Genomic DNA, 24,508 nt, shown 5'->3' with positions numbered 1-24,508 from the left:
AAGTACTACAGGGGTTATTGGGCGCTCTCCAGAGCACTCTCGGCGAGTTGCTCTTCCGCGGCCGCATCGGTTAGTTCGGCGGAGGTTTTGCGACCGTGGCGACGGTCCAGCCAGTTCATAACCGGCGTGGCCAGCGTACCGTGCAGCACCACCGACACCAAAACGGTAAACCCCAAGATCGACCAGAGCTGGCGGGCATCTGCGAAATCGGCTTTGTCGAGGGCGAAGGCCAAGTAAAAAATAGAGCCAATGCCGCGAATGCCGAAAAACGAGATGACGCCGCGCTCAGCCCACGTTACCCGCTTCGAGCGGGCCAGGGTGAGCATTCCGCCCACGGGGCGCAGCACCAAAATCAGCAGCAGCGACAGCCCGACGCCGGCCCAGGTAAGCGACGACAGCAAGCCGCTGACAATGGCGCCGCCTAGCAGGATCAGAATCACGACGATGAGCAGCCGCTCGAGTTGGTCGGTGAAGGCGTGCATTTGCTTGTGGTACTCGTGCTTGCGCTCGTAGCTGCGCAGCGTTACCGCCGCAATAAACACGGCCAGAAACCCATAGCCGTGCAGCAGTTCCGTTACGCCATACGTGGTCAGGGTAACCGCCAGCGCGATAAATCCATACGCCGCGGCCTTGATGCTCACGCGCTTGGGCAAGCTAAAGATCAGGTAAGCCAGCAGCTTGCCCGACAGCCACCCCAGAAACAAGGCAGCCACGGTCCGGTACAGAATATCCATCCAGAGCCAGTGGATAATCCGGTCGGCGAGGGGCGCGGCGGCCACCGGCAGTAACGCCAGAGCCAGGTACACAAACGGAAAGGCAAGGCCGTCGTTCAGCCCGGCCTCACCGGTAAGAGAAAAGCGCACGTTGTCTTCCTGGCCCTCGCCCGGATCGCCCACCTGCACGTCGCCGGCCAGCACCGGATCGGTGGGAGCCAACGAGGCCGCCAGCAGCACCGCCGACGCCGGCGCCAGCCCCAGCAGCCAACCCGCCACTGTAAACCCGGCAATGGTCAGCACCATCAGCACCAGCACGAGCAGCAGCGGCGTGCGCCACGTGCGCAGGGAAAACGGCCTGTCGATTTTGAGGCCGGTGCCCGTGAGCGCCACAATCACGCACAGCTCGGAGAGGTGCGTCACCAGTTTGGGGTGTTGAAACGGATCGGCGGCGGGCATGCCCAGCGGTAGCCAATACACCAACATGCCCAGCCCAATGTAGAAAATGGGGTATGACAACGGGTATTTTTCCAGCAGCGAGGGCAGCCAAGCCACCCCCAAAATAGCGATCCCCATCAGGACCATCACGATATTGTAAACTGACATAGATCGTCGTTAACGCATTAAAAGTCAGTTGATTGCGGCGCATTTAATTTTGCCATCCCTTGGCATGCCGCTATAAACCGGTCGCCGCTGTAGTGTAGGCGAGCGCCGCAGTAGGGCCGTATACGGCGAGTCGGCACAAAAGCACAACAATTGCTCTTGGGCCGACTGTGCGTACCGCGTGGCTTGCGGGGCCGGCGCTTAGTGCAGCGGCCGCTTTTTTACCAGGCCGCCTTTGGTATCGCGCACGCTGTGCATTACCACGAAGGCCTGATTGTCAATCTTGTTGATCTCGTCGGTGAGCTGGGTTACCTCCAAGCGCGTGACTACCGTAAAGATGACGTCGATGGCTTCGTGGTTGTGACCCCGGGAGCCGTAGCCGCGCTTGCCGGAGTAGATGGTGGCCCCGCGACCGAGCTTTTCCGTGACCATCAGGCGGATGGCCTCGCTCTGCGAGGAGATAATCGTGACGCCGGTGTATTCCTCGATGCCTTCGATGATGAAATCCATCGTTTTGGCCGCCGCCAGATACGCCAAGATCGAGTACAAGGCCGTTTCGACGGACAGCAGCAAGGCCGCCGCCCCAAAAATCAGGATGTTGATGACCAGCACCACATCGCCCACCGACAGGGCCGTGCGCTTGCTCACGTACACGGCCAGCACCTCGCTGCCGTCCAGCACGGCCCCGCCGCGCACCGTCAGCCCGATGCCTGCTCCCAAGAAGAAGCCGCCAAACACGGCAATCAGCAGTTTGTCCTGCGTGAGTGTAGGAAACGACACCACCAGCAGCACCAAGGCCAGCGCCAGAATGGTGGCTAAGGTCTTGAAGGCAAACCATTTGCCCAGCTGAAAATACCCCAGAATGATGAATGGGATGTTAATCAGTACAATCAGAATGGATAGCGATATGCCTGTTAACTGGCTTACTAACAAAGAGATACCCGTAACACCGCCGTCGATAAACCCGTTGGGCAACAGGAACGCTTTCAGGCCGAGCGCGGCCGAGAAAATGCCGGCAACCAGCATCGCAACCTGAATCAGCTGGCGCTTGATCCACCAGCCGGCGAAGGGAAATACCCAGTTTTCCGGGGTGGGCGGAGCAGAAGGAACAGGCAAACGGCTGGACGCACCGACCGCCCGTTTTTTTTCCGTCAGGCGGTGCATCAAAAGTTGTTGAAGAAACATGTAACTATTGGTAGGTCAAGGTCGGTGTTCTTGTCGGACCATGCTTTGTGGCTTAATGGCTTGTTGCAAAGCATTGATCGACAAGAAGATACCCCGTAATGAAACAAACACGAAAAGGTAGCCGCCACATCCGCTGATCTTGGTAAGAGGACGCTGGGAGCGCGGCACCTACAAGAGGTGGTTTGTAGTTTGTAGTTAGGGGGCGTTCGGCGAAAGGGCCGTCAGCAGCAGCCGGACCCGAAAATAGTTGGGCAGGGCCGTGGGGCGCGGCGCCAGTACCAGTGCCGCGACTACCCATGTGGGGGCAAACCCCGGTAGCAAGGGCACAAGCGCCGGACCAGGCCCGCCGAGCGGCAGCGGTCCGGGCTCGGGCGGGGCGACGGCCTCGCGGTTGAGCTCCGAGCCGCTAGTTAGTTGAGCCGGCTGAGCAGAATTCTGCTCATGGGCACGTACAACCGTTGCCGGTACGGTAGCCTTGCCAGCCGCCAGCACCCGTTGCTGACTCAGCCCGGCCGCCCACAGCAAAACGGCGAGCAGCGGGAGGCGCAAACGAGGCAGTATGGAGGCGAAGTGTAGCAAGCGAAACCGGATAGCGGAATATGTATATACGCAGATTCTCTGAATTTTAACCACCAGTTGTGCTGCGCTGGTTCCCTGCTTCGGCATCTTGACGAAGCGTTACTAAAGAAGCCAAATTACGGCCGGAACAAAAAAACCTTCCTTACGAAGCGTAAAGAAGGTTTTAGTAGCCCCGGCGGGAATCGAACCCACATCAAAAGTTTAGGAAACTTCTATTCTATCCGTTGAACTACGGGGCCAGCAGCGGGAAGTAATACAAAGGTAGCCCGAAAGCCGCCTCTCTCCCAAACCCCGCGGCTTGCCGACCGCGTATAGCGACCTAACTTGCGGCTTGCTTTCCCCTCCTCTATTACTGTCGACCTTCCGTTTTTTATGGGCTTACTCGACGATTTGCGCGCCTCGCGCCGTGCTGCGGGTGGCCGCTGGAAAACGCCGAACCCAGGCACCGACTACATGGTGCCGGCCCTGCTGTTCATTCCGGATATCAGTGGTTTTACGCGCTTCATCGAGGCTTCCGGGAGCCGCTTGGCGCCGTATCTGATTGCCGATTTGCTCGAGATCCTGATCGAAGCCAACTTGCTGGATATGCAAGTGAGTGAAATTCAGGGCGATGCGATTTTGTTTTATCGTCTGGGGCCGCCGCCGTCCATCGCGGATATGGTGATGCAGTGCCGCCGGATTTTTCTGGATTTCCAGAATTATTTGCGCCTCGTGGAGCGCGACACCGATTCTGACCTGGGCGCCGCCCTGCGCAACAACGACCTCACGCTCAAGATCATCGTGCACTACGGACGCGTGAGCATCGCTCAGATTCGGGAGCATACCAAACTCATGGGCCGCGACCTGATTGTGGTGCATCGCCTGCTCAAAAACGATGTGACGGGTAGCGAATACGCCCTATTTTCCGAAGACTACCTCCAGACCCAAACGCCCGCCGACATCGCCCGCAGCTTCACCTGGACGCGGCTGTTGCGCGGCAGCACCGTCTACGAGCACCTTGGGCGCATCGAGTATCGCTACGCCCACCTCACGCCGCTGCGCCAACTGCTCGAAAGTGCCGATGCCGGCCCTTCGCCCAGCGGCCAGCAGAGCAACGCGTTGCAGGTGCGGCGGGCCATTCGGGTGCCGGCTTCCTATGCGCTGCGTGTCATCAGCAACTTTCGGCTGCGCTCCCGCTGGCTGCAGGGTGCTACCGGCGTGCTCTACGACCTGACCAAAGCCGGCCGCCTCGGCACCAGCTACAAAGTCAATCTCAACCGGGGCCAGATCGACTTTCAGGCCGTGCAACTATTTGAGGATGAGGAAGAACGCACGGAGTACGTCGAGAAGATTTCGCTGTTTCGGGTGTTTCCCAACTCGCTGCTGTTCTATTTCATTCAGCCCGTCGATGCCCGTTCCTGCCTCGTAACCTTGGAGTTTCGCTACGGCCATGTGGTAGGCAGCCGGGTAGTGCAGTTTGGGCAGCTTCGGCGGATGCACCGGTTTTTGGGCGCCTCCATCCGACAGTTGGCCGCCCTCTGCGAACGCATGAACAGGAAAACAGTAGACAAGTAATTATTTGATAATCAACCAGTTATCAAGAGGCCAAAATCCGGGCTTTACAGCAGGCTGCGTAACAAGTTGCGGACTTCGGTGACGCTAGTCACGTGGAAGCGGGCCAGTGAACGCGGCATGATGCCCACCTTCACGGTATAGGCCTCCGGTGGCATGGCCCCGAAGGTATCTTCGTCGGTGCGGTCGTCGCCGATGGCCAAGATGAAATCGGGCTGGTAGGTGCTGAGCCAGCGCGCCGCGGCCGTGCCTTTGTGAATGCCCGCATTCTTAATTTCAACGACTTTATTGCCCTCCATGACCTGCAAATCGGTGTTGGCGGCCAGAAATGTGAGGTGACTCATTAATTCCCGCGTCCGGATGGCGGCTAGGCCTGGGTCGGCGCGGCGGTAGTGCCAGGCCAGCGAATAGTCTTTCTCCTCGATGAAGGCGCCGGCCGTGCGGTTGACGTACAACTCCAGCACCGCACGCATGCTGTCCTTCCAGTCGGCTTTCAGATCCTGAAACATGGTCCAGTCCTGGCCGGCCGTGCGCAGCCACACGCCGTGTTCCGCAATGATGTCGAGCGGCAGATGCCCCAGCCACGCGGCCAAAGTCTCGCGGTCGCGCCCACTGATCAGCACCACCCGGTTCTGCGGAATGTCGGTCAGGGCGCGCAATAGCAGGCGCAGTTCCTGGTCGGGCTGGGCACGCTTCGGGTCGCGGTGAAAAGGAGCCAGCGTGCCATCGTAATCGAGCAGGAGCAAGCGCTGCGAGGCCTGCTCATACGCCTGCACCAACTCCTGGCTAATCTTGGCATCGAGCAAGGTAGTGGAAAGGGTGAATTGCTGGCTTTTGCTTTGCGTTAACTGGTTCATAAACAGATCAGTCCAGGCAAAAACGTCGTATTGGCGTACCAGTGCCTGCATCATCCGCATGCGTTGCACTTGCTCTTCTTCGGGCATGACCAACGCCTCGTGCATGGCCTCGGCCAGTTGGCCCATGTCCGTCGGGTTGATGATGAGAGCATCCGATAGCTCACGGGCGGCGCCGGCTCGCTCACTCAAGATCAGGACGCCGCGCTGGTCGGCTTTACTGGCAATGAACTCCTTGGCTACCAGGTTCATACCGTCGCGCATGGGCGTCACCAAGGCCACGTCGGCCATGCGGTAGAGCGTGGCCAGCTCATGCAACGGCAGCGAGCGGTAGAAGTACTGAATAGGATTCCAGGAAATGGTACGGTACTGCGCATTAATGCGGCCGACCAATTCATCAATTTCTTCTTTAAGTGATTGATATTGAGGAACTTGATCGCGAGAGGGTACCACTACCATAATCAGGCAGACTTGCCCGCGCCACTCGGGATAGCGCGTCAGGAGCAGCTCAAACGCCCGCAGCCGCTGGGCAATGCCCTTGCTGTAGTCGAGGCGGTCGATGGACAGAATCACGCGGGCGTCCTGCAAGGCTTGCCGGTATTCTTGCTCGTGCTGCCGGGCCTCTTCCGACGCCGCAGCTTGGGCATAGCGCTCGTAGTCAATGCCCATCGGGAAGGCATCGACCAGCACCGTGCGGGTAGCCGTTTCGATCCGGCCGTTCTGGCTGGAAAGCCCCAGTAGCTGCGACACCGAGCTCAGAAAATGGCGCATGTAGCCGAAGGTGTGGAACCCGATGAGGTCGGCGCCCAGCATGCCCTGCAACAGCTCGGCCCGCCACGGCAGCGCCCGCAACAGCTCATAAGAAGGAAAGGGGATGTGCAGGAAAAAGCCGATGGTGGCCTGGGGCCGCGCCTGGCGCAGCATCTGCGGCAGCAAGAGCAATTGGTAGTCGTGCACCCAGATGGTGTCGTCGGGGCCGGCCAGCTCCAGCACGGCCCGGCAGAATTTCTCGTTTACGGCCACGTAGGCCGCCCAGAAAGTGTCGTCGTAGACGGTGTATTGCGGGAAGTAATGGAAAGTGGGCCAGAGCGTCTCGTTGCTGAAGCCCTCGTAGTAATCCCGGATTTCGGTTTCGGTCAGAAAGACCGGGGCCATGCTGTCGGTGCGCAGCTGCTCGGTCACGAATTCCTGTTCGGCCACGTCCTCCACAAACAAGCCTGGCCAGCCCACCCACACATTGTTGTCGGCGCGGTAAATTGAGCCCAGGCCCGTGGCCAGCCCGCCTTCGCTGGGCTGAAACGTGAGGCCTTCTTCGGTGCGTAGTACTTTGGTAGGCAGGCGGTTAGAGACGATAATCGTTCGGGTCATAACGTACTTTACGGATGATACTCCCTAATACCTACGGAAGAAAATCCGATTCCGCCGTAAATCCGCCGGCCGCCGGTGCGGGTCCATGCCCGCAGAATCTGCCCGCAAATGCCGCGAAAAGGCCGGCCGATTCCAAGGCTCAGCGCGCCTCGCTGCGGATTGTCATCGCGCGGAGCGAGTGCAAGAGCCGTCTTTTGGCTTATTCATAAGTAATTGATAATAAGATAATTATAAAATATAAATTATTGCGCTGTAATCAGCCGAGCGGTTAACCAGCCCCCAACTGCTGCTTACCGATTACGCCTTCGGCAGTTGGCGCGCGAAATGCTTGCGCAGAATGCTGTCAATTTTTTCCTCGGTGAGCGGTTTGTTGACGAAGTCCGAGATGTTGAGGTGTTCCAGCCGTTGCACGTCTTGGGGGTGCAGCGACGTGGTAAGCATCACAATGACAATGGTTTGCCCCTGCGCAAACGGAAGCTGCGCGTACGCTTCCAGAAACTCGAAGCCGTTCATGATGGGCATTTTCACGTCCAGCAGAATCAGCACGGGGCAATCGGGGGTGGCAGTGTGGCAGTGCTGCTGGAGCAGGTCCAGCGCCTCCTGGCCATTGTTGGCGATCAGGAGCTTTTCGGTTACGGCTAAGCGCTTCAGTAGTAACTGATTAAGATAATTGGTGGTCTGATCGTCGTCAACCAGCAGCGCGCAAGTCAGCTTTTGCATGAAACGGAAAGTTGGGCGTAAACTATTGATTAATAAGGTTTTAATTTCAAGGCCAGCTTTAACGCCGGAAGTACACCGAGAACGTGGAGCCGATGTCGAGCTGGCTGGATACCTCGATCTTGCCGCCGGCATTTTCTACCATTTTCTTCACCATGTATAGCCCAATGCCGCTGCCATCGACGTGCGAATGAAAGCGTTGGAACATCGAGAACAGCTTGAGCTGATTGGATGGCGTCAGGCCCAGGCCGTTGTCGTGGACTTCCAGCACCACGTAGTCGGCTTTGGTCTGGCAGAACAGGCGCACTTCGGGCACGCGGCCGGGGGCGCGGTACTTGAGGGCATTGCTGAGCAGGTTGTAGATGACGCTGCGCAGATTTTTCTCGCTAAACGCAATGGCCGGGCAGGCTTCCACGTCCACGATGAGTTGCGCGCCGGAGGCTTGCACCAGGGGCGCCAGATCGAGGGTAACTTCCTGAATAACATCGGCTAGCCGCATCCAGGCGGTGGGCTGCGCATGCTCCTTTTGCAGCTTCGACACTTCGGTCAGGTGCTCGATGGTGCGCTTGAAGCGGTCCACCGAATCCTGAATCATGTTCATAATGGGCTCTACTTCCCCCGAGCGCTTCTCCTTGGGAAGCTCCCACAGCAAGGCATGCAGCAACCCTTCGATGTTGCTGATCGGCGCTTTCAGGTCGTGGGAGGCCGTATAGATGAAGTTATCGAGGTCGACGTTGGCGCGGCGCAGTTGCTCGTTGTTGTCCTGAAGCTGCCGTTGGGCCTGGTCGATGCGTTCGAGAGCCAGCTTGTGCTCGTGAATGTCGGTGCAGGTGCCTATCCACTCGATGATGTGGCCCTGCTCATCGTAGGAAGGCAGGGCGCGGCCCAGCATCCAGCGGTAGTCGCCGTCTTTGTTGCGGAAGCGGTATTCCATTTCAAAGGTGGCGCCCGTGCGCAAGCAGGTTCGCCAGCGCACATCGGCCGGGCCGTGGTCGTCGGGGTGCAGGTGTTCCAGCCAGCGGATGTCGTTTGTTTCGGCCGATTCCCGACCGATAAAGCTAAACCAGCGCCGGTTCAGCGATGTGTTCACGCCTTCGGGGCTGGCCGTCCAGGCGATGTGCGGAATGCCTTCCAGCATGCGGTTGGCTTCGGCCGCGGCTTGCTCACTCACTAGGCGCGCGGCTTCCTGCCGTTTTAGCTCCTCGTTTTTGCGGTCGATGACGGCATTCTGCTCCGCTACCTGGGCCTGGATGGTGTTGATCTTGCGCTGCGCCGATAAGTCCGTGACAATCACGGCCAATACGGAAGCACTGTTGAAGGTGAGCACGTTCATCGAGAGCGCAAACGGCACCAACACACCGGCATACGTCATGAGTGGCAACTCGCCTTTGGCCTTACCCACGGCCCAGCCGCTTTCACACAGGGTAGTCCAGTAAGTCCGAAATTCGGCGGGCACAAAGCGGTCGAAGGTACCGCCAATCATTTCTTCCAGCGCCCGATCCAGCAACTCGGCCATGCAGGCGTTGCAGTACAGCACGGTGGCGTCTTCGCCGAGTAGCAGCGCGCCTTCGTTCATCTGCTCAATGAGCGTGCGGTAGCTTTGGTCGGCGCCTTCCAAAGTGAAGATGCGCGGACCATCGGCACCCTGCACGGCCAAGGCATCTACCGCTCCCGTCCGAATGGCAGTAATCAGCTCTTCGGCTTCCAGAAGTTGCAGGCGCAGCTCCTCGTTTTCGCGGGCTAGCGCAGCGGCAGTAGACACAGAAGCTTCATTCATTGGCACCATCGGGGTTGGGTAGTAAGGGCAGCTGCAAGGCCGCCAATACCTGTTCGCGCTGCGAAAGATCGCCAACCAAGCGGCGCACCGGCAGGGGGTGCCGCTTGATGAGCGTAGGCGCCGCGATGATTTGCTCTCGCTGGGCCAAGTTGGGTTGCTGGTAAATATCTACGATCAGCAGCTCGTAGCGGCCTTTCAGGTACTGCTCACAGATTTCCTTGATGTTGCGGACCGCCCGAGTGGAATTGGGCGTGGCGCCGGTGATGTACAGGTGAAGCACGTAATCGGGCTCTGCTGAAATAGGGGATTCTTCTGATTCCGTGGCTTCCATTCGGGCGGGTTATTTGAGATCAATCGGCCGGATATCCAGCCCAACCAGCACCCGTTCTTGGTTGGACAAGTCGCCGATGATCTTCCGGATGGGCACGGGTACTTTCCGCACCAAGGTCGGGATGGCCAAGATCTGATCGCCCTCCGCTAATTGTGGATGTTGCAGTAAATCAATTACTTCCAGTTTATAACGTCCCTTCAGATACGTCTCGCAGTATTTTCTCAGATTGGCCAGGGCGGTCACTGATTTGGTAGTTTGGCCGGCTACGTATAGCCGTAGCTCCCAGGTTTCGTCTTCCATTACGGGCGAGGTGTCGGTTAAGGTGTTCTTTTGCAAGGGATTACGAATTGGGCTTCTTGTCGCCTGATTGGAAATTCTTTTCGTTGGAGGAAGCGCCCAAGATGTGTTCGCGGCCGGCCGCGAGCGCCTGCTGGCGTAGCAGCTCCTGATGGTTGATCTGGCGCAGTTCCTCTTCCACCGACTCAAACTCGGTACGCAGGTTGGCAATCGTCGATTCCAGCACGCGGCGCTTGCGGTCGAGCTCGCGGTCCTTGCGGTCCATCTCCGCCTTGGCGGCCAAGGCTTCGGCCTGCTCCTGCATCTGCTGGGTCAGGCGGCCGGCGCCGGTCACGATGCCTGCTGGCCCAATTACCACATCGAGGAGCTGCACGCCGTGCTCGGTCACCAGGAACTCGCGCACCTGGTTGGAGTGTGCCATGCCCCGCGACTTCAGAATACTGATGCCCCGGTTTCGTTCCCCGATACCTTCCAGATCGCGGACGCTCAGCCACGTATCTACTAACGAAGAAACGCCCTCTTCGGTCATCTCTTGCTGAATGTTGCGTCCGCTGAGCAGCGACGTAAACAGCGCCGTGATGTTATTGACTTTCAGGTAGTCGATCAGCCGCGTGAGCATGCTGCGCACCTCCGAGATGTTGCCGACAGTAATCAGGTTGCTGATCGGGTCGATCACGACGGCGTCGGGGCGAAACTCGCTCACCTGCTTGTGCAGCGTGACGAGGTGCTGCTCCAGCCCATTGAGGGTCGGGCGCGACGCTTCGATGCGCAGCAAGTCTTTGTCTAGCCAAGGCCCCAAATCCATGCCCACCGAGCGCATGTTGCGCACCAGCTGCTGCGGCGACTCCTCGAAGGCGAAATACAGGCAGCGCTGGTTATGCTGACAGATAGCGTTGGCAAATGATGCCGCCAGCGTGGTTTTGGCCGTGCCCGCCGTGCCGGTGATCAGGATGCTGCTGCCTTGGAAAAAACCACCGCGTCCAAACATCTTATCCAGAGCAGGTACGCCCGACGAAACAATTTTGTCGGATACGTCGTGGTCCAGTTTCAGCGAGGTCACGGGCAGCACCGAAATGCCGTCCTGCGTAATCAGGTACGGATATTCGTTGGTGCCGTGGGTGCTGCCGCGGTACTTCACGATGCGCAGCCGCCGCGTCGTAATTTGGTCGATCACACGGTTGTCTAGCAGAATCACGCAGTCCGAAACGTATTCTTCCAGGCCTTGGCGCGTGAGGGTGCCGTCGCCGCGCTCGGCCGTGATGATGGTCGTGACGCCCTTGTCCTTCAGCCAGCGAAACAGCCGCCGCACCTCGGAGCGCAACACCGCTTCGTTGGGGAAACCCGAAAAAAGCGATTCGATGGTATCCAGCACCACGCGCTTGGCCCCAATGGAGTCGATGGCGTATCCGAGCCGGATAAACAGGCCTTCTAGGTCGTACTCTCCGGTTTCTTCGATCTCCGACCGATCGACGTGCACGTGGTCGACCTTGAGCTTCTTTTGGGCCTGCAAGCCCGCCAAATCGAAGCCCAGCGACGTGACGTTGGCCGTCAGCTCTTCCGCGGTTTCCTCGAAGGCCATCAGCACGCCGGGCTCGTCGTAATCCAAGATGCCGCGCACCAGAAACTCGATGCCCATCAGGGTTTTGCCGCAGCCCGCGCTGCCGCATACTAGGGTAGGGCGCCCCGCGGGCAAGCCCCCTTCCGTGATCTCATCCAGCCCTTCGATACCCGTCATCACCTTGGGCAACCGGGGCAAAACAGCGGCGGAAGAAGTTTTTTCTTCTTGCATGAAGTAGTAGTTTAAGCTAAAGATAAGCCTTTCTGCAGGGAGTGCTGCCGAAAGCAGCGGCAATCAGGGTGCGCAACGCCGCTTGCTAGGCATTGCGTTCGGGATTCGTCAGAAAAATAAAAATGAGCGGCACCGTACCAGCGCCGCTCAACAAGAAGGCTGCCCAAACGCAACCGTTTTCGCTGCCCTAAAAGCAAAAATCAGAAATTTAGCTCTCTATATAAATACTTGATTATTAATTAGTTGTGTAGAAGGTATTATGCCTTATACAGCAAGGCGATGCCAAACGAAAGCGCCGTCAGAATCAGGCCGACCATGAAGATGGTGTAGCTGATGCGCAGCAGACGGTACTTGCGCGTGAGCACCTCGCCGAGGTAGTAGATGTCGGTCACCATGTTGGTGTAAAGCTTGTCTTTCTGGCGCATGATCTCAGTCATGCCACTTTGGAAGTCGTCGAGGCTGAGCTTGCTGAAGTTGCCGAAAAACAGCAGGTTGACGCGGCGGTTGGTCGCAATTTGGGGGCTGCGTTCCAGCCACTTGAAGCTCGTGACGTCGGGTTGGGCGCACAAAATGGCCGATACCACCGAGCCCAAGGCCGTGGCCAGCAGCAAGCCCATTGGGATGGTCAGGATGGGGTTGCGGATGAAAGCCGGATTGATGACCGTCGACTTGCCGCCGATCTTGGCGCCTAAATAGGTGATGATCAACGAAATAAGCACCGCGTTGAGGCTGATCATCATGTTGGCCTTTTTGTCGGCCATGTCCGAAAGCTTCATGTGGTTGCTGTACATCGTCCGAAACATCGTTTCGATGCCCCGCTTGGGCTCGGCGAAGGTTTCGGTTTCGGCTTCCTCTTTCTTCTTGTGCTTCTTCTCGATCTTCTTGAGCGCCTTACGCTGCTCCTTGATATTCTCTTTGAATTGCTCTTTGTAACGGTCGGCGGCCACTTCGGTGAGGAAGTTGGTAGTCATCAGAAAATCGAGCTGACTTTCGGCCCACTCCACGTTCGAGTACGTTTTGCCCAGCATCGACTCCCATTCCACGCGCAGCAGCTCGGCATTGGCAAAAAATTCCGGCGTGCCCAGGTTGCTCATGTCGGCATCCACGAGCAACTTTTGCAGCTCGGTTTCGCGCGAGCCGTCGCGGTGCGTGGCCGCAATGGTGTCTTTTATTACGGCAATGCGGTCGGCGGGGTAGCCCTGTTCAGTCAGCCACTGCTCGGCCAGTTCCATGCTGCGGTATTCGTGGCCGTCGTAGGCGTCGATGTAGCCCGAATCGTGAAACCAGGCGGCCAGCACTAGTGCTTCGAGGTCGGCTTCCGACAGGCCGGCCGCCTGCCCCAGGGCCCGCGCTTCTTTTACGGTTAAGCTAGTGTGTTTCAGCGTGTGATATACGAGCTGACGCGGTAGCTTTTCTTCGAAAAGCGTTGTAATATATGCCTTGGCTTGCTTGATGATCTCGGCCTTAGCGGGTTTGAGTGTGGCAATGGTTTCCATAGGGCGGAACGAGTAGGGAGCAGCCGGGAAAGTGTAGCAACAGCTCCTGATTCGCTTAGAACGCGAACTGTGCGCTGAAGTTTTTTACGGGCCGAAGCTGAACCGACGCGCGAATGTTTGCGTAGGGCAGCGCACCACAGCCCGCAACGGCTGCAAATGAATGATGGAGACGAGAAGGTAAGTTATACAATCTTTTACCCCAACATTTTCGTTTCCTTGCTAACACGTAGTGCGAGCCGAAAGCTCCGTCTGTATTTTGATTCCTGCTTCTGTATGAGAAGATTTTTCCTGTCCTGCTGCCTGCTGCTACTTGCTGGTTGGGGTGCACCGTCCGCCTGGGCCCAGAAGAGTACCCAAACGCCGCACCCCACCCGCCCCAACTACCGCCGCGGCGGCGAAAAGTGGGAGTCGAAAACACCACCCGACAGCAGCCACATCCGCTACTCGGTCTTTCTGATCGGAGATGTGGGCAAGCCCATTGCCGAAGCCGACGGCGGAGAGCCCTCCCTCAACTTTCTGCGCAAGCAGATGCTGGCCGCCGGCGATAAGAGCACCGTGGTGTACCTCGGCGACAACGTATACGAGTACGGCATGCCCCCCGAAGGCGCCCTCGACCGCAAAGTGTCGGAGGAGCGCATGACGCGGCAGCTCGATATTCTGCGCGATTACAAGGGCGAGAAATACATGATCCCGGGCAACCACGACTGGAAGCAGGGCCTCAACGGCGCCGTTGATCAGGTAAACCGCGAGCAGCGCTTCGTGGAAGACTACCTGACCAAAGATTCGGCGGCTTTCGAGTATACCGGCGACTTTTTCATCCCGCAGAACGCCTGCCCCGGCCCGTTTGAGGTGCGCTTGCAGGACGACATCGTGATGATCGCCATCAACTCACAGTGGTTTTTGCAAACCCAAGAGCGGCCTTACGGCTCGAACAGCGGCTGCGGCGTGGCCAACGAAACTGACTTTTTCACGCAGCTCGAAGATATTATTCAGCGCAACGCCGGCAAAAACATTGTGGTGGTGGGCCACCACCCGCTGTTTTCCGACGGCATTCACGGCGGCTACTTCACCCTCGCCGACCACTTTTTCCCGCTTTCCATCGTCTTCAAATACGCATTTTTGCCCCTGCCCATCATCGGGTCGGTGTATCCGTTTGCGCGCAAATACGGTGGGGTTAGCCAAGACATTCCGCACCCGCTCTACCAGGCTTACCGCAAGGGGTTGCTGGATATCTTCAACAAGTACCCCAACATCGTGTATGCGGCCGGGCACGAGCATAACCTGCAGTTCTTCAAGGAAGGCAACCTGAGCTGCATCGTGAGCGGCTCGGGCTGCAAAACCCAGCACGTAAAGCCAGGCCCCGGCGGCGAGGCGCTGTTTTCGGACAAAGAGAAAGGCTTTGCCCGCGTCAACTATTACGACAACGGCGAGGCCTGGACCGAATTCTGGATTCCGAACGACAAAGGCGAAAACGGCCGGCTCGTTTTCCGGACGCCGTTGTACGCGCAGCAGGCTGCACAAGTGGCTGAAATACAAGGCAATAAGAATGTAAAGCGCCCCAACTTCCGCGACAGTACCGTGACGGTGGCCGTGAACCCCGAATACAACGAACACGGCAAGTTTCACCGCTTCCTGTTCGGCGAGCATTACCGCAAGGAGTGGAGCACGCCCGTTACCTTTCCGGTACTCGACATGGCTACCGAGAAAGGTGGCCTGATGCCCTACAAAGTGGGCGGCGGCAAGCAAACAGCTTCGCTGAAAGTGCGCAACGAAGAGGGCCGCAACTATACGTTGCGCGGCATCAACAAAGACCCGGCGGCCGTGTTGCCGGAAGCCCTGCGCAAGGGTGCCGCCAAGGACATTTTGCAGGATCAGATTTCGGCGCAGCACCCGTTCGGCGCCATCGTGATTCCGCCGCTGGCTACGGCGGCGGGCATTCTGCACACCAACCCCGAAATCCGCTACATCCCGCAAGATCCCTTGCTGGAACAGTACTACGACCGCTTTGCCAACACGACGGGCTTTTTGGAGGAAGACGCCAAGGATAACCAAAGTGACGTTGCGTCGCTGGGCAATGCCACCAACCTCGTGGGCACCGACAAGGTGCTGGAACGCCTGCGCGACGACAACGACAACCGCGTGAACGAGAAAGCATTTGCCCGCTCGCGCCTCTTCGACATGTGGATCGGCGACTGGGACCGCCACGAAGACCAATGGCGCTGGGCGGAGAAGAAAGATGATGACGGCGACCGCAAGTTTACGGCCGTGCCCGAAGACCGCGACATTGCCTTTTTCAAGGGCGACGGCCTGTTTCCGTACCTGGCCTCGCGCAAGTGGGCCATTCGCAACTTCCAGAACTTTGGCTACGACTACGCTGATTATAAAGGCCTGAACCTCACGGCGTTAGCAAATGACCGGGTTTTCTTGGCTTCCGTGACGAAGGAAGACTGGGTGAAGATTGCGGAGAAGATGAAGGCCAGCCTCACCAACGAGGTGATTGACAAAGCCCTGCGCGACAACTGGCCCAAGCAGATCTACGACGAGCACGGCCCCGAAATCGCGGCCAAGCTCAAGAGCCGCCGCGACTTGCTGCCCCAACTGGCGGCCAATTATTACGACGTGCTCAACCGCGTGGTGGAAGTAAAAGGCAGCTCGAAGCGCGAAAAGTTTGAGGTGCGCCGCCTGGATGGCAACAAAACGCAGGTAGTCGTTACCAAAATCAACAAGGAAGGGGAACTCAGCAAAACCCTGTTCGACAAGACGTTCGACGGCAATGTAACCAAGGACATTCGCCTGTATGGCTTCTCGGGCAAGGATATTTACACCGTGTCGGGCAGTGCACCGAGCGGGCCGTTGGTGCGCATTATCGGGGGCACCGAGCGCGACTCCATTGTGGATACGTCGCACGTCGGCGGCTTTCTGCGGCGCCACAAAACGCAGGTTTTTGACGCCGATACCAACAATGTGATCATCCCTGGCCGCGAAACGCGCCTGCGCTTGGAGCCCGGCATCGACGTGAGCCGCTACGATTACCCCAACCGTACCGACCGCAAAGACTATCAGCTCAATTACTTCGGTCCGACGGCTTACTTCGGCTACAACATCGACGACGGCCTGTTTATCGGCGGCGGCGCCACCTACCGCACCTACGGCTTCCGCAAAACGCCGTTTGCCACCGAGCAGTCGCTGGCCGCCAACTGGGCGCCCTCGCGCGATGCCTACAACGTGCGCTACCTCGGGGCCTTCACCGACCTCATCGGCAAGTTCGACCTGAAGGTAACGGCCCAACTCTACGGCCCGCAGCTGCTCTATAACTATTTCGGCGAAGGCAATGATACACGCAACGTGCTGGCTGACAACGGCGAAGAACGCGTGCGCAACCGCGACATCAACGATACGTACCGCATCCGCTTTTCGCGGTTCTACTTCTCGCCGGTGCTCGAAAAGGATGTGTTCAGCTTCCTGAAAATCGGCATTGGGCCGCAGTACGACCAATTCCGGGTATCAAGCCAAGACTTGGGTAGCGAAATTCAGAAAGGGCTGGACGCCGACGGCAACGGCGTAAGCGGCGCAGCCATCGGCGTGCGGGCGTCCGATTTTCAGCTCAACCGCTACCTCGGCGGCCGGGCCTACATTAACATCGACGCGGCCAGTTCGCCCAAAAACCCGCGCATTGGCTTGCGCTGGTACAACGAAGCCCAGTACAACCGCCAGCTCAACGGCGATAAGCTCAACTACGGCCGCCTCACTTCCGAATTCCGCTTCTACATCAGCCCCAATTTCCCCTTCCAGCTGACGTGGGCAGGGCGCTTGGGCGGCGCGCACAACTTCGGCGACTACCGCTTCTACCAAGCCAACACGTTGGGCGGCACCACCAACTTACGCGGCTATCGGCGCACGCGCTACGCCGGCCAAAGCTCGCTGTACGGCAACTTAGAGGCTCGCATTCAGCTCTTTACGTTCAATGCGTACCTGCTGCCCGGTAAGTTTGGCATTCTGGGGCTGGCCGATGCGGCGCGCGTATACAGCAACAACGACGAGCGCACCGGCCTAAAATCCCTACACACAGCGCTGGGCGGCGGCGTCTGGGTCGACATCCTCAAACAAGCCGTGGTCAACGCCACGTATTCAGTGGGCGAAGAAAAGCTCGTGTTCATCGGTTTCGATTTTCTGTTCTAGGTAAATAATTGATTCATAATCAATTGTAAAAATGGTATAGTGAAGCAAAGCCGTCGGTTTTTAGCCCGAAATGGCGGCTTAGCTCACTGACTCAGTACCGGACCCAACTTTTCCTTCGCAGGCTACACCCGCTGTTTTATGAGTATTTCTACCGCTTTCCGCCGCTCTGCTTTCCTGTTGCTGACTGCCTTGGCTTTCGGGGCGGCTTGTCCGGCCTACGCCCAGGTAACCCGCCCCACGACGCCCGTGTACCCGCCGCCGGCACCGCTGGCTACTGATACCGCTGCCGTTGATCAAGTGGGTAGTAATAAGGAATTTGCAACCCCAACCGTCGTGGGCATGGGCCCTAGCAAAGGCGTGGTGGCGCACTTGGAAGGACTGGCGAATTTCTCCGTTAAAACCGACCTGCGCGACCGCGACCCGGCGGCCAAAACGAGCACCACAGCCGTCAAAAACCGGCGGGCGTTTATCAAAGGCTATATCCCGGTCTGGAACCACCCGCATCTGAAGGTGATTTTGGGCTTCAACTATGACCGGGAAGAATTTCAGTTCGCGGCCCCCGATAATTCGGCGTTCTATCGCAACCTCGAAGACAAGGGCCTGAAAACGCTCGGCACGCAGCTGGCCGTTATCCGCCCCATCGACGAGGTGCATTGGTTTCTGGGCCGCGTAAAAGGCGAACTCAACGGCGACTACACCTCCTCGGAGCTAACCATTCCGGATTATCTGAAGGTATCAGGCGAGTTTTTCTACGGCTGGAAGCGGAGCGCGACGTTTTCGTGGGGCGTGGGTCTGCAGCTGGGCTACACATTTGGCCGGCAAAGCATTTATCCGGCCGTAATCTACAACCGCACTTTCAACGACCGCTGGGGCGTGGAAGCGTTGTTTCCGGCCCGCGTGACCGTGCGCCGCAACCTGAGCCCCCGCACGCTGCTGCTGGCGGGCTACACCGTCGATGGCCTTAACTACAACATCAACCTGCGCGAAAAGCTGGCCAACGGCCTCCAGACCCTGATCGTGCGCGAAACAGAAGTGAAAGGGCGGTTACGGCTGGAGCGCGAAATCTATGATTTCATCTGGTTTGGCCTAGAAGGTGGCTACCGCTACAACTACTCGTTCAACGCGTTCGACAAGGAGGGCAACAAGAGCAGCCTCTTCAGCTTAGGCGGCGGTACCCGGCCTAAGATTATTTCCAACTCGCTGGGCGGTGCCCCCTACGCTGCCGTTGAGCTGTTTTTGGTACCCCCGAGAAAATTTCTGAAAAAGACGGCGAGCGAGTAACAATTCGACGAAAAATTACAAACGTTTGAAATGCCCCGCACAGCATCCGTACGGGGTTTTTCAGACCTTTACGGTTGCGTTTAGTTACTGAATACAGGTTTGTTATTAATAATATTCAATTATATATTGCAATTATTATACGCTCTGACCTTACTGAACTATAAACACTTATTTGCATGAGCAACGGACTTCAAGCCTCCGCTCCCTTCGCACCCCCTAAAAGCACAAAAAGTTACCCGATAAAATCAGTCCGTTCCAAAGGGTGGCCCAATAGCCGGTACTTTGCCATAGGGTTTGCGTTGCAGGGCATCCTGATCGTGGGGGCATTAGTAGCACTCTATCTGTCACTGGGCCAGCAGCATACAAGCTTGGTAGAATGGGATGCCAAATGGTACGATTCGATCCGGGCCAATGGCTACGAATTCAAGCCGCGCGGCATGAGCAACGCGGGCTTTTTTCCGCTGCTTCCGGTGGTATGGCGTATGCTCTCGCTTAACGCCTTGGGAATGAGCCTCTTGAATATGGGGCTTGCCATAACGGCTATGTGGTTGTTGCGGCGGTATCTGCAGATACGCCTCACCACGCTATGGCTGTATTCGGCGCTGCCGTCGGTTATGTTTTTGTATCTGCCTTATACTGAGGCACTTTTCTTTCTAAGCTCTTCTCTGGTCCTGATTTCGCTGGCTTATTCGCAACGGGTAGGGCAGGGAGCCGCAATGCTGATGGGGGCGCTCACCCGCGTTACGGCCATCTTCTACCTGCCGGCTCTGGTTGTGGTAGAAGCCGTGGCGGCCTGGCAGGAGCCGCGCTCGTTTTGGGTGCGGGCGCGGCGCATAGTCCCGTACGGCGCCCTGACCGGCCTGGGTTTGGTGAGCGTAATGGTGTACCAGTGGTCTCAGACCGGGGTGTGGTTTGCGTACAGCAAAGCGCAGTCGCTGGGCTGGGACCATCACTTGCGCCTGACCAAAGTGCCCTTTATCAGTGCCAGCAACAGCATCCTGTGGCTCGACGGGCTGGCCTTCCTGACGGGCATCTCGGCCGGCCTGTGGGCCTGCTGGAAGCTGTTGCTGGTGGTACTACGCGACAAACAGGAAGCCCCCACGCCGGCCGAGCTGTTTTCGGCGGTCTTTTTGGGTACGGCTACGGTGCATGCCGTGCTGTTTGCCTCAGTTGGGCCGGAGGGCAATACCTCCCTGATTAGCATGCACCGCTACGTCTTTGGCACTCCATTCTTCCTGGTTCTGCTGAATAAGTTTCTGCCAACGCAGGCTCCCAGCTGGCGCTCGGCGCTGCGGTTGCTCGTGCCGATAGCGATCATAACGGGCCTGCTGGGCATGCTTAGCAAGCGCGAATTCGTGATTCAGCTATCGCCGGTTGGGCCGGTACCAGGCTTGCTGTACGCCTTGTTTGTGCTCGTGTATGGCTCGATGTGGGTGGTAGCGGGCACGCGCTGGGGGCGCGTACTGCTTTACGGCTGCAGCCTGCTGATGCAAATGGCGTATCTGTGGTCGTTTTCGGTGGGCCGCTGGGTGGGCTAGCGCAGCAAGGCGAAATTCGGAACCTAGAATACGGGTTACTCTCAGTTTCTTTTGGGTAGCATAACTAAGTGTCAGATTATTAGAGGATTACGAAAAGGGCTACCTAAGTTAATTGGGTAGCCCTTTTCGTCTTCTAACCTACCATCGGCTATCGAGTCGGTGCTAAATGCTCAGCGTCGCCGGTCCGAATTCCTCAAAATGGATGGCCGCCCGCGGGACGCCCAGTGCGTCCAGGTCCTGCACCTGCTTGCGGATGAAAGGGGCCGGGCCACACACGTAATAGTCGGCTTCCCGGAGGAGTGTGCCGCCGTTGAGCTGTTGCAGGTCTACGATGCCTTCGTAGTGGCCCTCGACCTGCAGGTCGGGCTCCAGCGAATCATAGAAAATGTGCTTGTGCACGTTGCCGTGGCGGGCGGCCAACTGTGCCACCGGCTCGCGGAAGGCATGCACTTTGGTGTTGCGGCTGCCGTGCACCCACACGATTTCGCGGTTGCTGTCCGTCGTGACGAGATATTCCAGCATGCTCAGCAGGGGCGTCTGGCCCACGCCGCCGCTGACGAACACCACGGGCGTCTGCTTGTCGGTTTCCAGCGTAAAATCGCCGGCCGGCGGGGCTACCTCCACGATGTCGCCCTCCTGTACGTGTTGGTGCAAGCGGTTGCTAATCATGCCGCTAGGATGGCTGGGGTTGCCGGCTTCCTTTTTCACAGAGATGCGGTAGTATTCTTCGTTTGGGGCACTGGAAAGGCTGTACTGTCGCGGCTGAAACAGGTTCAGCTCGGGCAGAAACAGCCGCAGGCTTACGTACTGACCCGGCTGGAAACCGGCCACTTTGCCCCCGTCGGTGGGGTAGAGGTAGAAGGACGTGATTTCGGCTGACTCTTCCACCTTGCGCTTCACCGTGAAAGGGCGCCAGCCCGTCCAGCCGCCATCCTGGCTGACGGCTTTCTGGTAAAGGCCGCTTTCCAAGCCACTCATCAGCGCGGCCAGCTCGCCGTAAGCGGTCCCCCAGGCATCGAGTAGGGCCGGTGTGGCTGCTTCGCCCAGCACTTCCGCAATGGAGGCCAGCAGGTGCTTGCCCACGATGGCATAGTGCTCGGGCCGAATGTCGAGGCTGACGTGCTTGTGCCCGATTTTGGTCACGGCTGGCACCAGCACCGACGGATCTTCGATGTGCTCGGCGTAGGCCAGCACGGCCAGCGCCAAGGCCATTTGCTGCTTGCCGTTCTGTTGGTTGCCCATGTTGAAGACGTTTTTCAACTCGGGGTTGTGCTCAAACATGCGGCGGTAAAAATGGGTGGTTAGGGCCACGCCGTGCTCTTTCAGGGTATCTACGGTAGCCGTAACGAGGGCTTTCTGGTCGGGAGTCATAAGGGGCAATTCAGGTCGTACTGTTCAATGACGCCGCAAAGGTCGGGGCGCCGCCCAGGCCGGAACCTGACAAAAATCATCCTCCTGCCTGATCTTCCACAGGGAAACGGAAAACCGGAGGGGCCACCTTCGCAGCGCTTTTCTACCTAACGCATTCTGCTATGACCTCCGCCTCCGAAGCTTCACCTCGTCTTAACGACGCCCCGCAAAGCGTCTCGCAGCCTATTTTGGCTGCCGACCTCACCGTACTGGATCTGGTGGCGGCCAAGCTCCAGCTCCTGCAAGCGCCGGCCTGGCAAACCAGCGACCGCAGTTCTTCCGTGTTGTTTAAATCGGAAGGTGTGAGGCTGGTAATGATGGCCTTACGCGAAGGAGCGGAGTTGAAGACGCACACCGCACCGGGCACCCTCAGCGTACAGGTGCTCGAAGGCCACATCAGCTTTTACACCGAGCAGCAGTCAGCTGACCTGCAGACGGGCCACGTGCTGACGCTGCCACCGGGCGTTCCGCACAGAGTGGTGGCCCGGCAGGAATCCGTGTTTCTACTGACCATAGCCATACCCGTAAAAGCAATGTAATTACCTGCTAGCACTGGCTGGCAGGGCCGTGGCGGTGCTTTTTCCGGGGCAGCATTTAAACAGTCAAGCCCCGAACCTACTAGGTTCGGGGCTTGACAAAAGCGGGGGCGTTACTTGGCTTTATGACTGCGTTTCGGGGTCTCAGGCGCTGGCAGGGCCGCTTTGGGCTTGGGAGCCGGTTTGCTGCCTAGCTTTTTTAGATAGTCGTAGGTGGCAAACTGGGCCCGCACCTGCGGCGCATTAGGGTCTTCCTGACCCAGAAAGTTGTTGTGGCAATCGCGCGACTTGACGTTGTCTTGGCGCTGTAAATCGAGGAGGTGGCGGACTTCGGCGCGCAGCTTGGGGTCGAGAATGGGGAAGGCGACCTCCACGCGGCGGTCGAGGTTGCGCGACATCCAGTCCGACGAGGCTACGTACACTTTCTCCTCGCCGCCGTTGCCAAACACGTACACGCGGGCGTGCTCCAAGTAGCGGTCTACGAGGCCACGCTGCTGAATATTAGCGCTTTGGCCTTCCAACCCCGGCACCAAGCACGAAATGCCCCGGATGAGCAGCTCCACCCGCACGCCAGCTTGGTCGGCTTCGTAGAGCTTCAGAATCATTTGCTCATCCTGTAACGCATTGAGCTTCAAGATGATATAAGCATCTTTGCCGGCCTTGGCTAGTTTTATCTCCTTGTCAATCAAAGAGTTGAGTTTTTTGCGTAGCTCAAAAGGCGCAACCAGCAATTGCTCGAAGCCGGTTTTGGGCTGGTGGTCGTGGAAGTAACGGAACACCTCGCCCATTTCGCGGGTAAGGCGCTGATCGGCTGTGAACAGGCCGTGGTCGGCGTATATTTGGCTGGTGACTTCGTTGAAATTGCCCGTGCTCAGGTAGGCATACTGCTTGGGGCGGTCGTGCTCGTTGCGCGTGACGAGGCACAGCTTGGAATGGACCTTCAGCTCAGGCATCCCAAAAATGACGTAAGCCCCGGCTTTTTGCAGCTTTTCGGCCCAAAACATGTTCGATTCTTCGTCGAAACGCGCTTTCAGCTCCACGACTACCGTTACCTGCTTGCCATTTTTGACGGCTTTGAGCAGGGCCTTGGCAACTTCGCTCTTGGCCGCTACGCGGTAGAGCGTGATCTGGATGCTACTGACGTGCGGGTCGACGGCGGCTTCCTGCAAAAACCGCGTTACGTACTCAAACGACTGGTAGGGCAGGTTCAGCAGGTGGTCGCGCTCGGCAATGGCAGTCAGCATCTGGCCTTTGCCTTTTGGCAGCGTGGGGTGGGGCAGGGGTGGATGCGCCGGGTATTTGAGGTGCGACAAGCCTAGGTCGGGGAACCCAAAAAAGTCGCGGAAGTTGTGGTAGCGGCTGCCTTCCACCAGTTCGTCTTTGCCGATGCCGGTTTTCTGCATCACGGCCCGCAGCACTTCTTTGGGCATGGTGGGGTCATAGAGCAGGCGGGCGGGGTAGCCGGTTTCGCGCTTCTGCAAGCTGCTCTTGATTTTGGCCATCAGGTTGCCCGATACCTCCTCCTGAATGTCCAGTTCGGCGTCGCGCGAGAGCTTGATGGCGTGCACCTGTACGCGCTCGTATTTCGGAAACAGCTCGTGGGCACCGCACCGGATTACGTCGTCCAGAAACATCACGTAGCGCTCCTCGCCCTCGCTGGGCAGTTGCACAAAGCGGCTGCCATGGCGCTTGGTGGGCAGTTCCATCACCAGCACCCGCTCGTCATCGTCGTGCTTGCGGCGCTCGATGGGGTGCGTGAGGTAGAAGGTGAGGTACACGGTCTGGTCTTTCAGAAACAGGTGGTGCAACAAGTCGTCGAGCACCACGGGCGAGAGCAGGTCGCGCACGTTGTCGCGGAAATACTGCCGCACCCATTCGCGTTGCGGCTCGCTCAGGTCGTGCTCCGAAACCAGGTGAATGTGCTGCTGCTGCAAAGCGGGCAGGATGCTGTTGCGAAACGTATCGCCAAAAGCCTGTTGCTGCCGCTTTACTTCTTCCAGCAAATGGTCGAGTTGCTCGGCCGGGTCTTCGCCCAGCTTGGCGCGGGTTTTCTTCTTGAGCTTTACCAAGCGCCGCAGCGTGGCCACGCGCACCTTGAAATACTCGTCGAGGTTGGACGAGAAAATGGCCATGAACTTGATGCGTTCCAGCAGCGGCACGTTGGCGTCCTGCGCCTCCTGAAGCACGCGGTAGTTAAAGGCAAGCCAACTCAGCTCACGGTTGAGCAGCACGGGAGAATTCATAGGAAACTCAAAAAATGGAATGGCACATGAGTAATTATAAGTTATTGTATATTAATGCGTT

At 58.1% G+C, this 24,508-nt stretch carries 17 protein-coding genes and 1 tRNA gene; 5 read left to right on the top strand and 13 right to left on the bottom strand.

Translation table 11 applies throughout. From position 1 onward, the window contains the following. Positions 1 to 14: 14 nt before the first annotated feature. The 4 genes from H9I52_RS15450 to H9I52_RS15435 all read right to left on the bottom strand — a co-directional run bounded on the left by H9I52_RS15450 (position 15) and on the right by H9I52_RS15435 (position 3,319). On the bottom strand, positions 15 to 1,319 hold the full coding sequence (locus H9I52_RS15450) for a cation:proton antiporter (RefSeq protein WP_187454567.1): 1,305 nt from the start codon (positions 1,317 to 1,319) through the stop codon (positions 15 to 17). A 198-nt stretch (positions 1,320 to 1,517) separates the two neighbouring features. After that, the gene (locus H9I52_RS15445; RefSeq protein WP_187454566.1) at positions 1,518 to 2,501 is read right to left on the bottom strand and encodes a YitT family protein; all 984 of its coding nucleotides are present in this window, start codon (positions 2,499 to 2,501) and stop codon (positions 1,518 to 1,520) included. Between the two features lie 195 nt (positions 2,502 to 2,696). Continuing rightward, positions 2,697 to 3,050 (bottom strand): hypothetical protein, encoded by a 354-nt coding sequence (locus H9I52_RS15440; RefSeq protein ID WP_187454565.1) that lies wholly within the window; start codon positions 3,048 to 3,050, stop codon positions 2,697 to 2,699. Between the two features lie 197 nt (positions 3,051 to 3,247). Further along, positions 3,248 to 3,319 (bottom strand) — tRNA-Arg (locus tag H9I52_RS15435). A 133-nt stretch (positions 3,320 to 3,452) separates the two neighbouring features. Between H9I52_RS15435 and H9I52_RS15430 the strand changes: the two genes are divergently transcribed. Then, positions 3,453 to 4,634, top strand: coding sequence for a DUF2652 domain-containing protein (locus tag H9I52_RS15430; protein WP_187454564.1), 1,182 nt, complete (start codon positions 3,453 to 3,455; stop codon positions 4,632 to 4,634). Between the two features lie 44 nt (positions 4,635 to 4,678). Here H9I52_RS15430 and H9I52_RS15425 read toward each other — a convergent pair whose 3' ends face one another. From H9I52_RS15425 to H9I52_RS15395, 7 genes are all read right to left on the bottom strand, one after another. Next, positions 4,679 to 6,853 carry a bifunctional alpha,alpha-trehalose-phosphate synthase (UDP-forming)/trehalose-phosphatase gene (locus H9I52_RS15425; RefSeq protein WP_139515711.1) on the bottom strand — a complete coding sequence of 725 codons (2,175 nt, stop codon included), beginning with the start codon at positions 6,851 to 6,853 and terminating at the stop codon, positions 4,679 to 4,681. A 297-nt stretch (positions 6,854 to 7,150) separates the two neighbouring features. After that, positions 7,151 to 7,573, bottom strand: coding sequence for a response regulator (locus H9I52_RS15420; RefSeq protein WP_139515712.1), 423 nt, complete (start codon positions 7,571 to 7,573; stop codon positions 7,151 to 7,153). Positions 7,574 to 7,631: 58 nt separating this feature from the next. Next, positions 7,632 to 9,347 (bottom strand): ATP-binding protein, encoded by a 1,716-nt coding sequence (locus H9I52_RS15415; protein WP_187454563.1) that lies wholly within the window; start codon positions 9,345 to 9,347, stop codon positions 7,632 to 7,634. Beyond that, positions 9,340 to 9,678, bottom strand: coding sequence for a circadian clock KaiB family protein (locus tag H9I52_RS15410; RefSeq protein WP_187454562.1), 339 nt, complete (start codon positions 9,676 to 9,678; stop codon positions 9,340 to 9,342). The genes H9I52_RS15415 and H9I52_RS15410 overlap by 8 nt, the downstream gene beginning before the upstream one ends. 9 nt (positions 9,679 to 9,687) lie before the next feature. After that, on the bottom strand, positions 9,688 to 9,978 hold the full coding sequence (locus H9I52_RS15405) for a circadian clock KaiB family protein (RefSeq protein WP_139517765.1): 291 nt from the start codon (positions 9,976 to 9,978) through the stop codon (positions 9,688 to 9,690). A 40-nt stretch (positions 9,979 to 10,018) separates the two neighbouring features. Next, positions 10,019 to 11,764: a circadian clock protein KaiC gene (gene kaiC, locus H9I52_RS15400; protein WP_187454561.1), complete on the bottom strand. Its 1,746-nt coding sequence runs from the start codon at positions 11,762 to 11,764 to the stop codon at positions 10,019 to 10,021. Between the two features lie 257 nt (positions 11,765 to 12,021). Then, the gene (locus H9I52_RS15395) at positions 12,022 to 13,260 is read right to left on the bottom strand and encodes a Pycsar system effector family protein (protein ID WP_187454560.1); all 1,239 of its coding nucleotides are present in this window, start codon (positions 13,258 to 13,260) and stop codon (positions 12,022 to 12,024) included. Positions 13,261 to 13,533: 273 nt separating this feature from the next. Here H9I52_RS15395 and H9I52_RS15390 point away from each other — a divergent pair, with 273 nt between their 5' ends. The 3 genes from H9I52_RS15390 (at position 13,534) to H9I52_RS15380 (ending at position 20,258) form a co-directional block, all read left to right on the top strand. Further along, positions 13,534 to 17,439, top strand: a complete 3,906-nt coding sequence (locus tag H9I52_RS15390; RefSeq protein ID WP_187454559.1) for a metallophosphoesterase — start codon at positions 13,534 to 13,536, stop codon at positions 17,437 to 17,439. Positions 17,440 to 17,577: 138 nt separating this feature from the next. Continuing rightward, positions 17,578 to 18,720, top strand: coding sequence for a DUF6268 family outer membrane beta-barrel protein (locus H9I52_RS15385; RefSeq protein WP_187454558.1), 1,143 nt, complete (start codon positions 17,578 to 17,580; stop codon positions 18,718 to 18,720). A gap of 299 nt (positions 18,721 to 19,019) precedes the next feature. Then, complete coding sequence (locus tag H9I52_RS15380) at positions 19,020 to 20,258, top strand: hypothetical protein (protein WP_187454557.1); 1,239 nt, start codon at positions 19,020 to 19,022, stop codon at positions 20,256 to 20,258. A 162-nt stretch (positions 20,259 to 20,420) separates the two neighbouring features. Here the strand turns inward: H9I52_RS15380 and hmpA are convergent, their stop codons facing one another. Further along, positions 20,421 to 21,629 (bottom strand): NO-inducible flavohemoprotein, encoded by a 1,209-nt coding sequence (gene hmpA / locus H9I52_RS15375; protein WP_187454556.1) that lies wholly within the window; start codon positions 21,627 to 21,629, stop codon positions 20,421 to 20,423. Between the two features lie 161 nt (positions 21,630 to 21,790). On the opposite strand from hmpA, the gene H9I52_RS15370 reads away from it, so the two are divergent. Next, entirely contained in the window at positions 21,791 to 22,207 is a 417-nt protein-coding gene (locus tag H9I52_RS15370; protein WP_187454555.1) for a cupin domain-containing protein, read from the top strand. A 110-nt stretch (positions 22,208 to 22,317) separates the two neighbouring features. Here the strand turns inward: H9I52_RS15370 and ppk1 are convergent, their stop codons facing one another. Further along, positions 22,318 to 24,447 (bottom strand): polyphosphate kinase 1, encoded by a 2,130-nt coding sequence (gene ppk1, locus H9I52_RS15365; RefSeq protein WP_187454554.1) that lies wholly within the window; start codon positions 24,445 to 24,447, stop codon positions 22,318 to 22,320. Positions 24,448 to 24,508: the final 61 nt, after the last annotated feature.

The sequence above is a fragment of the Hymenobacter sp. BT491 genome (genome assembly GCF_014349165.1).
In the GTDB taxonomy this organism is placed as follows: Bacteria; Bacteroidota; Bacteroidia; order Cytophagales; family Hymenobacteraceae; genus Hymenobacter; species Hymenobacter jejuensis.
This window is presented reverse-complemented; position numbering and strand designations above follow the sequence as displayed.

Excerpts from the sequence above, each read along its gene's own strand:
- kaiC (WP_187454561.1), bottom strand. The coding sequence starts at position 11,764 with ATGCAAGAAGAAAAAACTTCTTCCGCCGCTGTTTTGCCCCGGTTGCCC.
- H9I52_RS15390 (WP_187454559.1), top strand. The coding sequence starts at position 13,534 with ATGAGAAGATTTTTCCTGTCCTGCTGCCTGCTGCTACTTGCTGGTTGG.
- H9I52_RS15415 (WP_187454563.1), bottom strand. The coding sequence starts at position 9,347 with ATGAATGAAGCTTCTGTGTCTACTGCCGCTGCGCTAGCCCGCGAAAAC.
- H9I52_RS15430 (WP_187454564.1), top strand. The coding sequence starts at position 3,453 with ATGGGCTTACTCGACGATTTGCGCGCCTCGCGCCGTGCTGCGGGTGGC.
- H9I52_RS15405 (WP_139517765.1), bottom strand. The coding sequence starts at position 9,978 with ATGGAAGACGAAACCTGGGAGCTACGGCTATACGTAGCCGGCCAAACT.
- H9I52_RS15450 (WP_187454567.1), bottom strand. The coding sequence starts at position 1,319 with ATGTCAGTTTACAATATCGTGATGGTCCTGATGGGGATCGCTATTTTG.
- H9I52_RS15410 (WP_187454562.1), bottom strand. The coding sequence starts at position 9,678 with ATGGAAGCCACGGAATCAGAAGAATCCCCTATTTCAGCAGAGCCCGAT.
- H9I52_RS15420 (WP_139515712.1), bottom strand. The coding sequence starts at position 7,573 with ATGCAAAAGCTGACTTGCGCGCTGCTGGTTGACGACGATCAGACCACC.
- H9I52_RS15385 (WP_187454558.1), top strand. The coding sequence starts at position 17,578 with ATGAGTATTTCTACCGCTTTCCGCCGCTCTGCTTTCCTGTTGCTGACT.
- H9I52_RS15370 (WP_187454555.1), top strand. The coding sequence starts at position 21,791 with ATGACCTCCGCCTCCGAAGCTTCACCTCGTCTTAACGACGCCCCGCAA.
- H9I52_RS15445 (WP_187454566.1), bottom strand. The coding sequence starts at position 2,501 with ATGTTTCTTCAACAACTTTTGATGCACCGCCTGACGGAAAAAAAACGG.
- H9I52_RS15395 (WP_187454560.1), bottom strand. The coding sequence starts at position 13,260 with ATGGAAACCATTGCCACACTCAAACCCGCTAAGGCCGAGATCATCAAG.
- ppk1 (WP_187454554.1), bottom strand. The coding sequence starts at position 24,447 with ATGAATTCTCCCGTGCTGCTCAACCGTGAGCTGAGTTGGCTTGCCTTT.
- hmpA (WP_187454556.1), bottom strand. The coding sequence starts at position 21,629 with ATGACTCCCGACCAGAAAGCCCTCGTTACGGCTACCGTAGATACCCTG.
- H9I52_RS15425 (WP_139515711.1), bottom strand. The coding sequence starts at position 6,853 with ATGACCCGAACGATTATCGTCTCTAACCGCCTGCCTACCAAAGTACTA.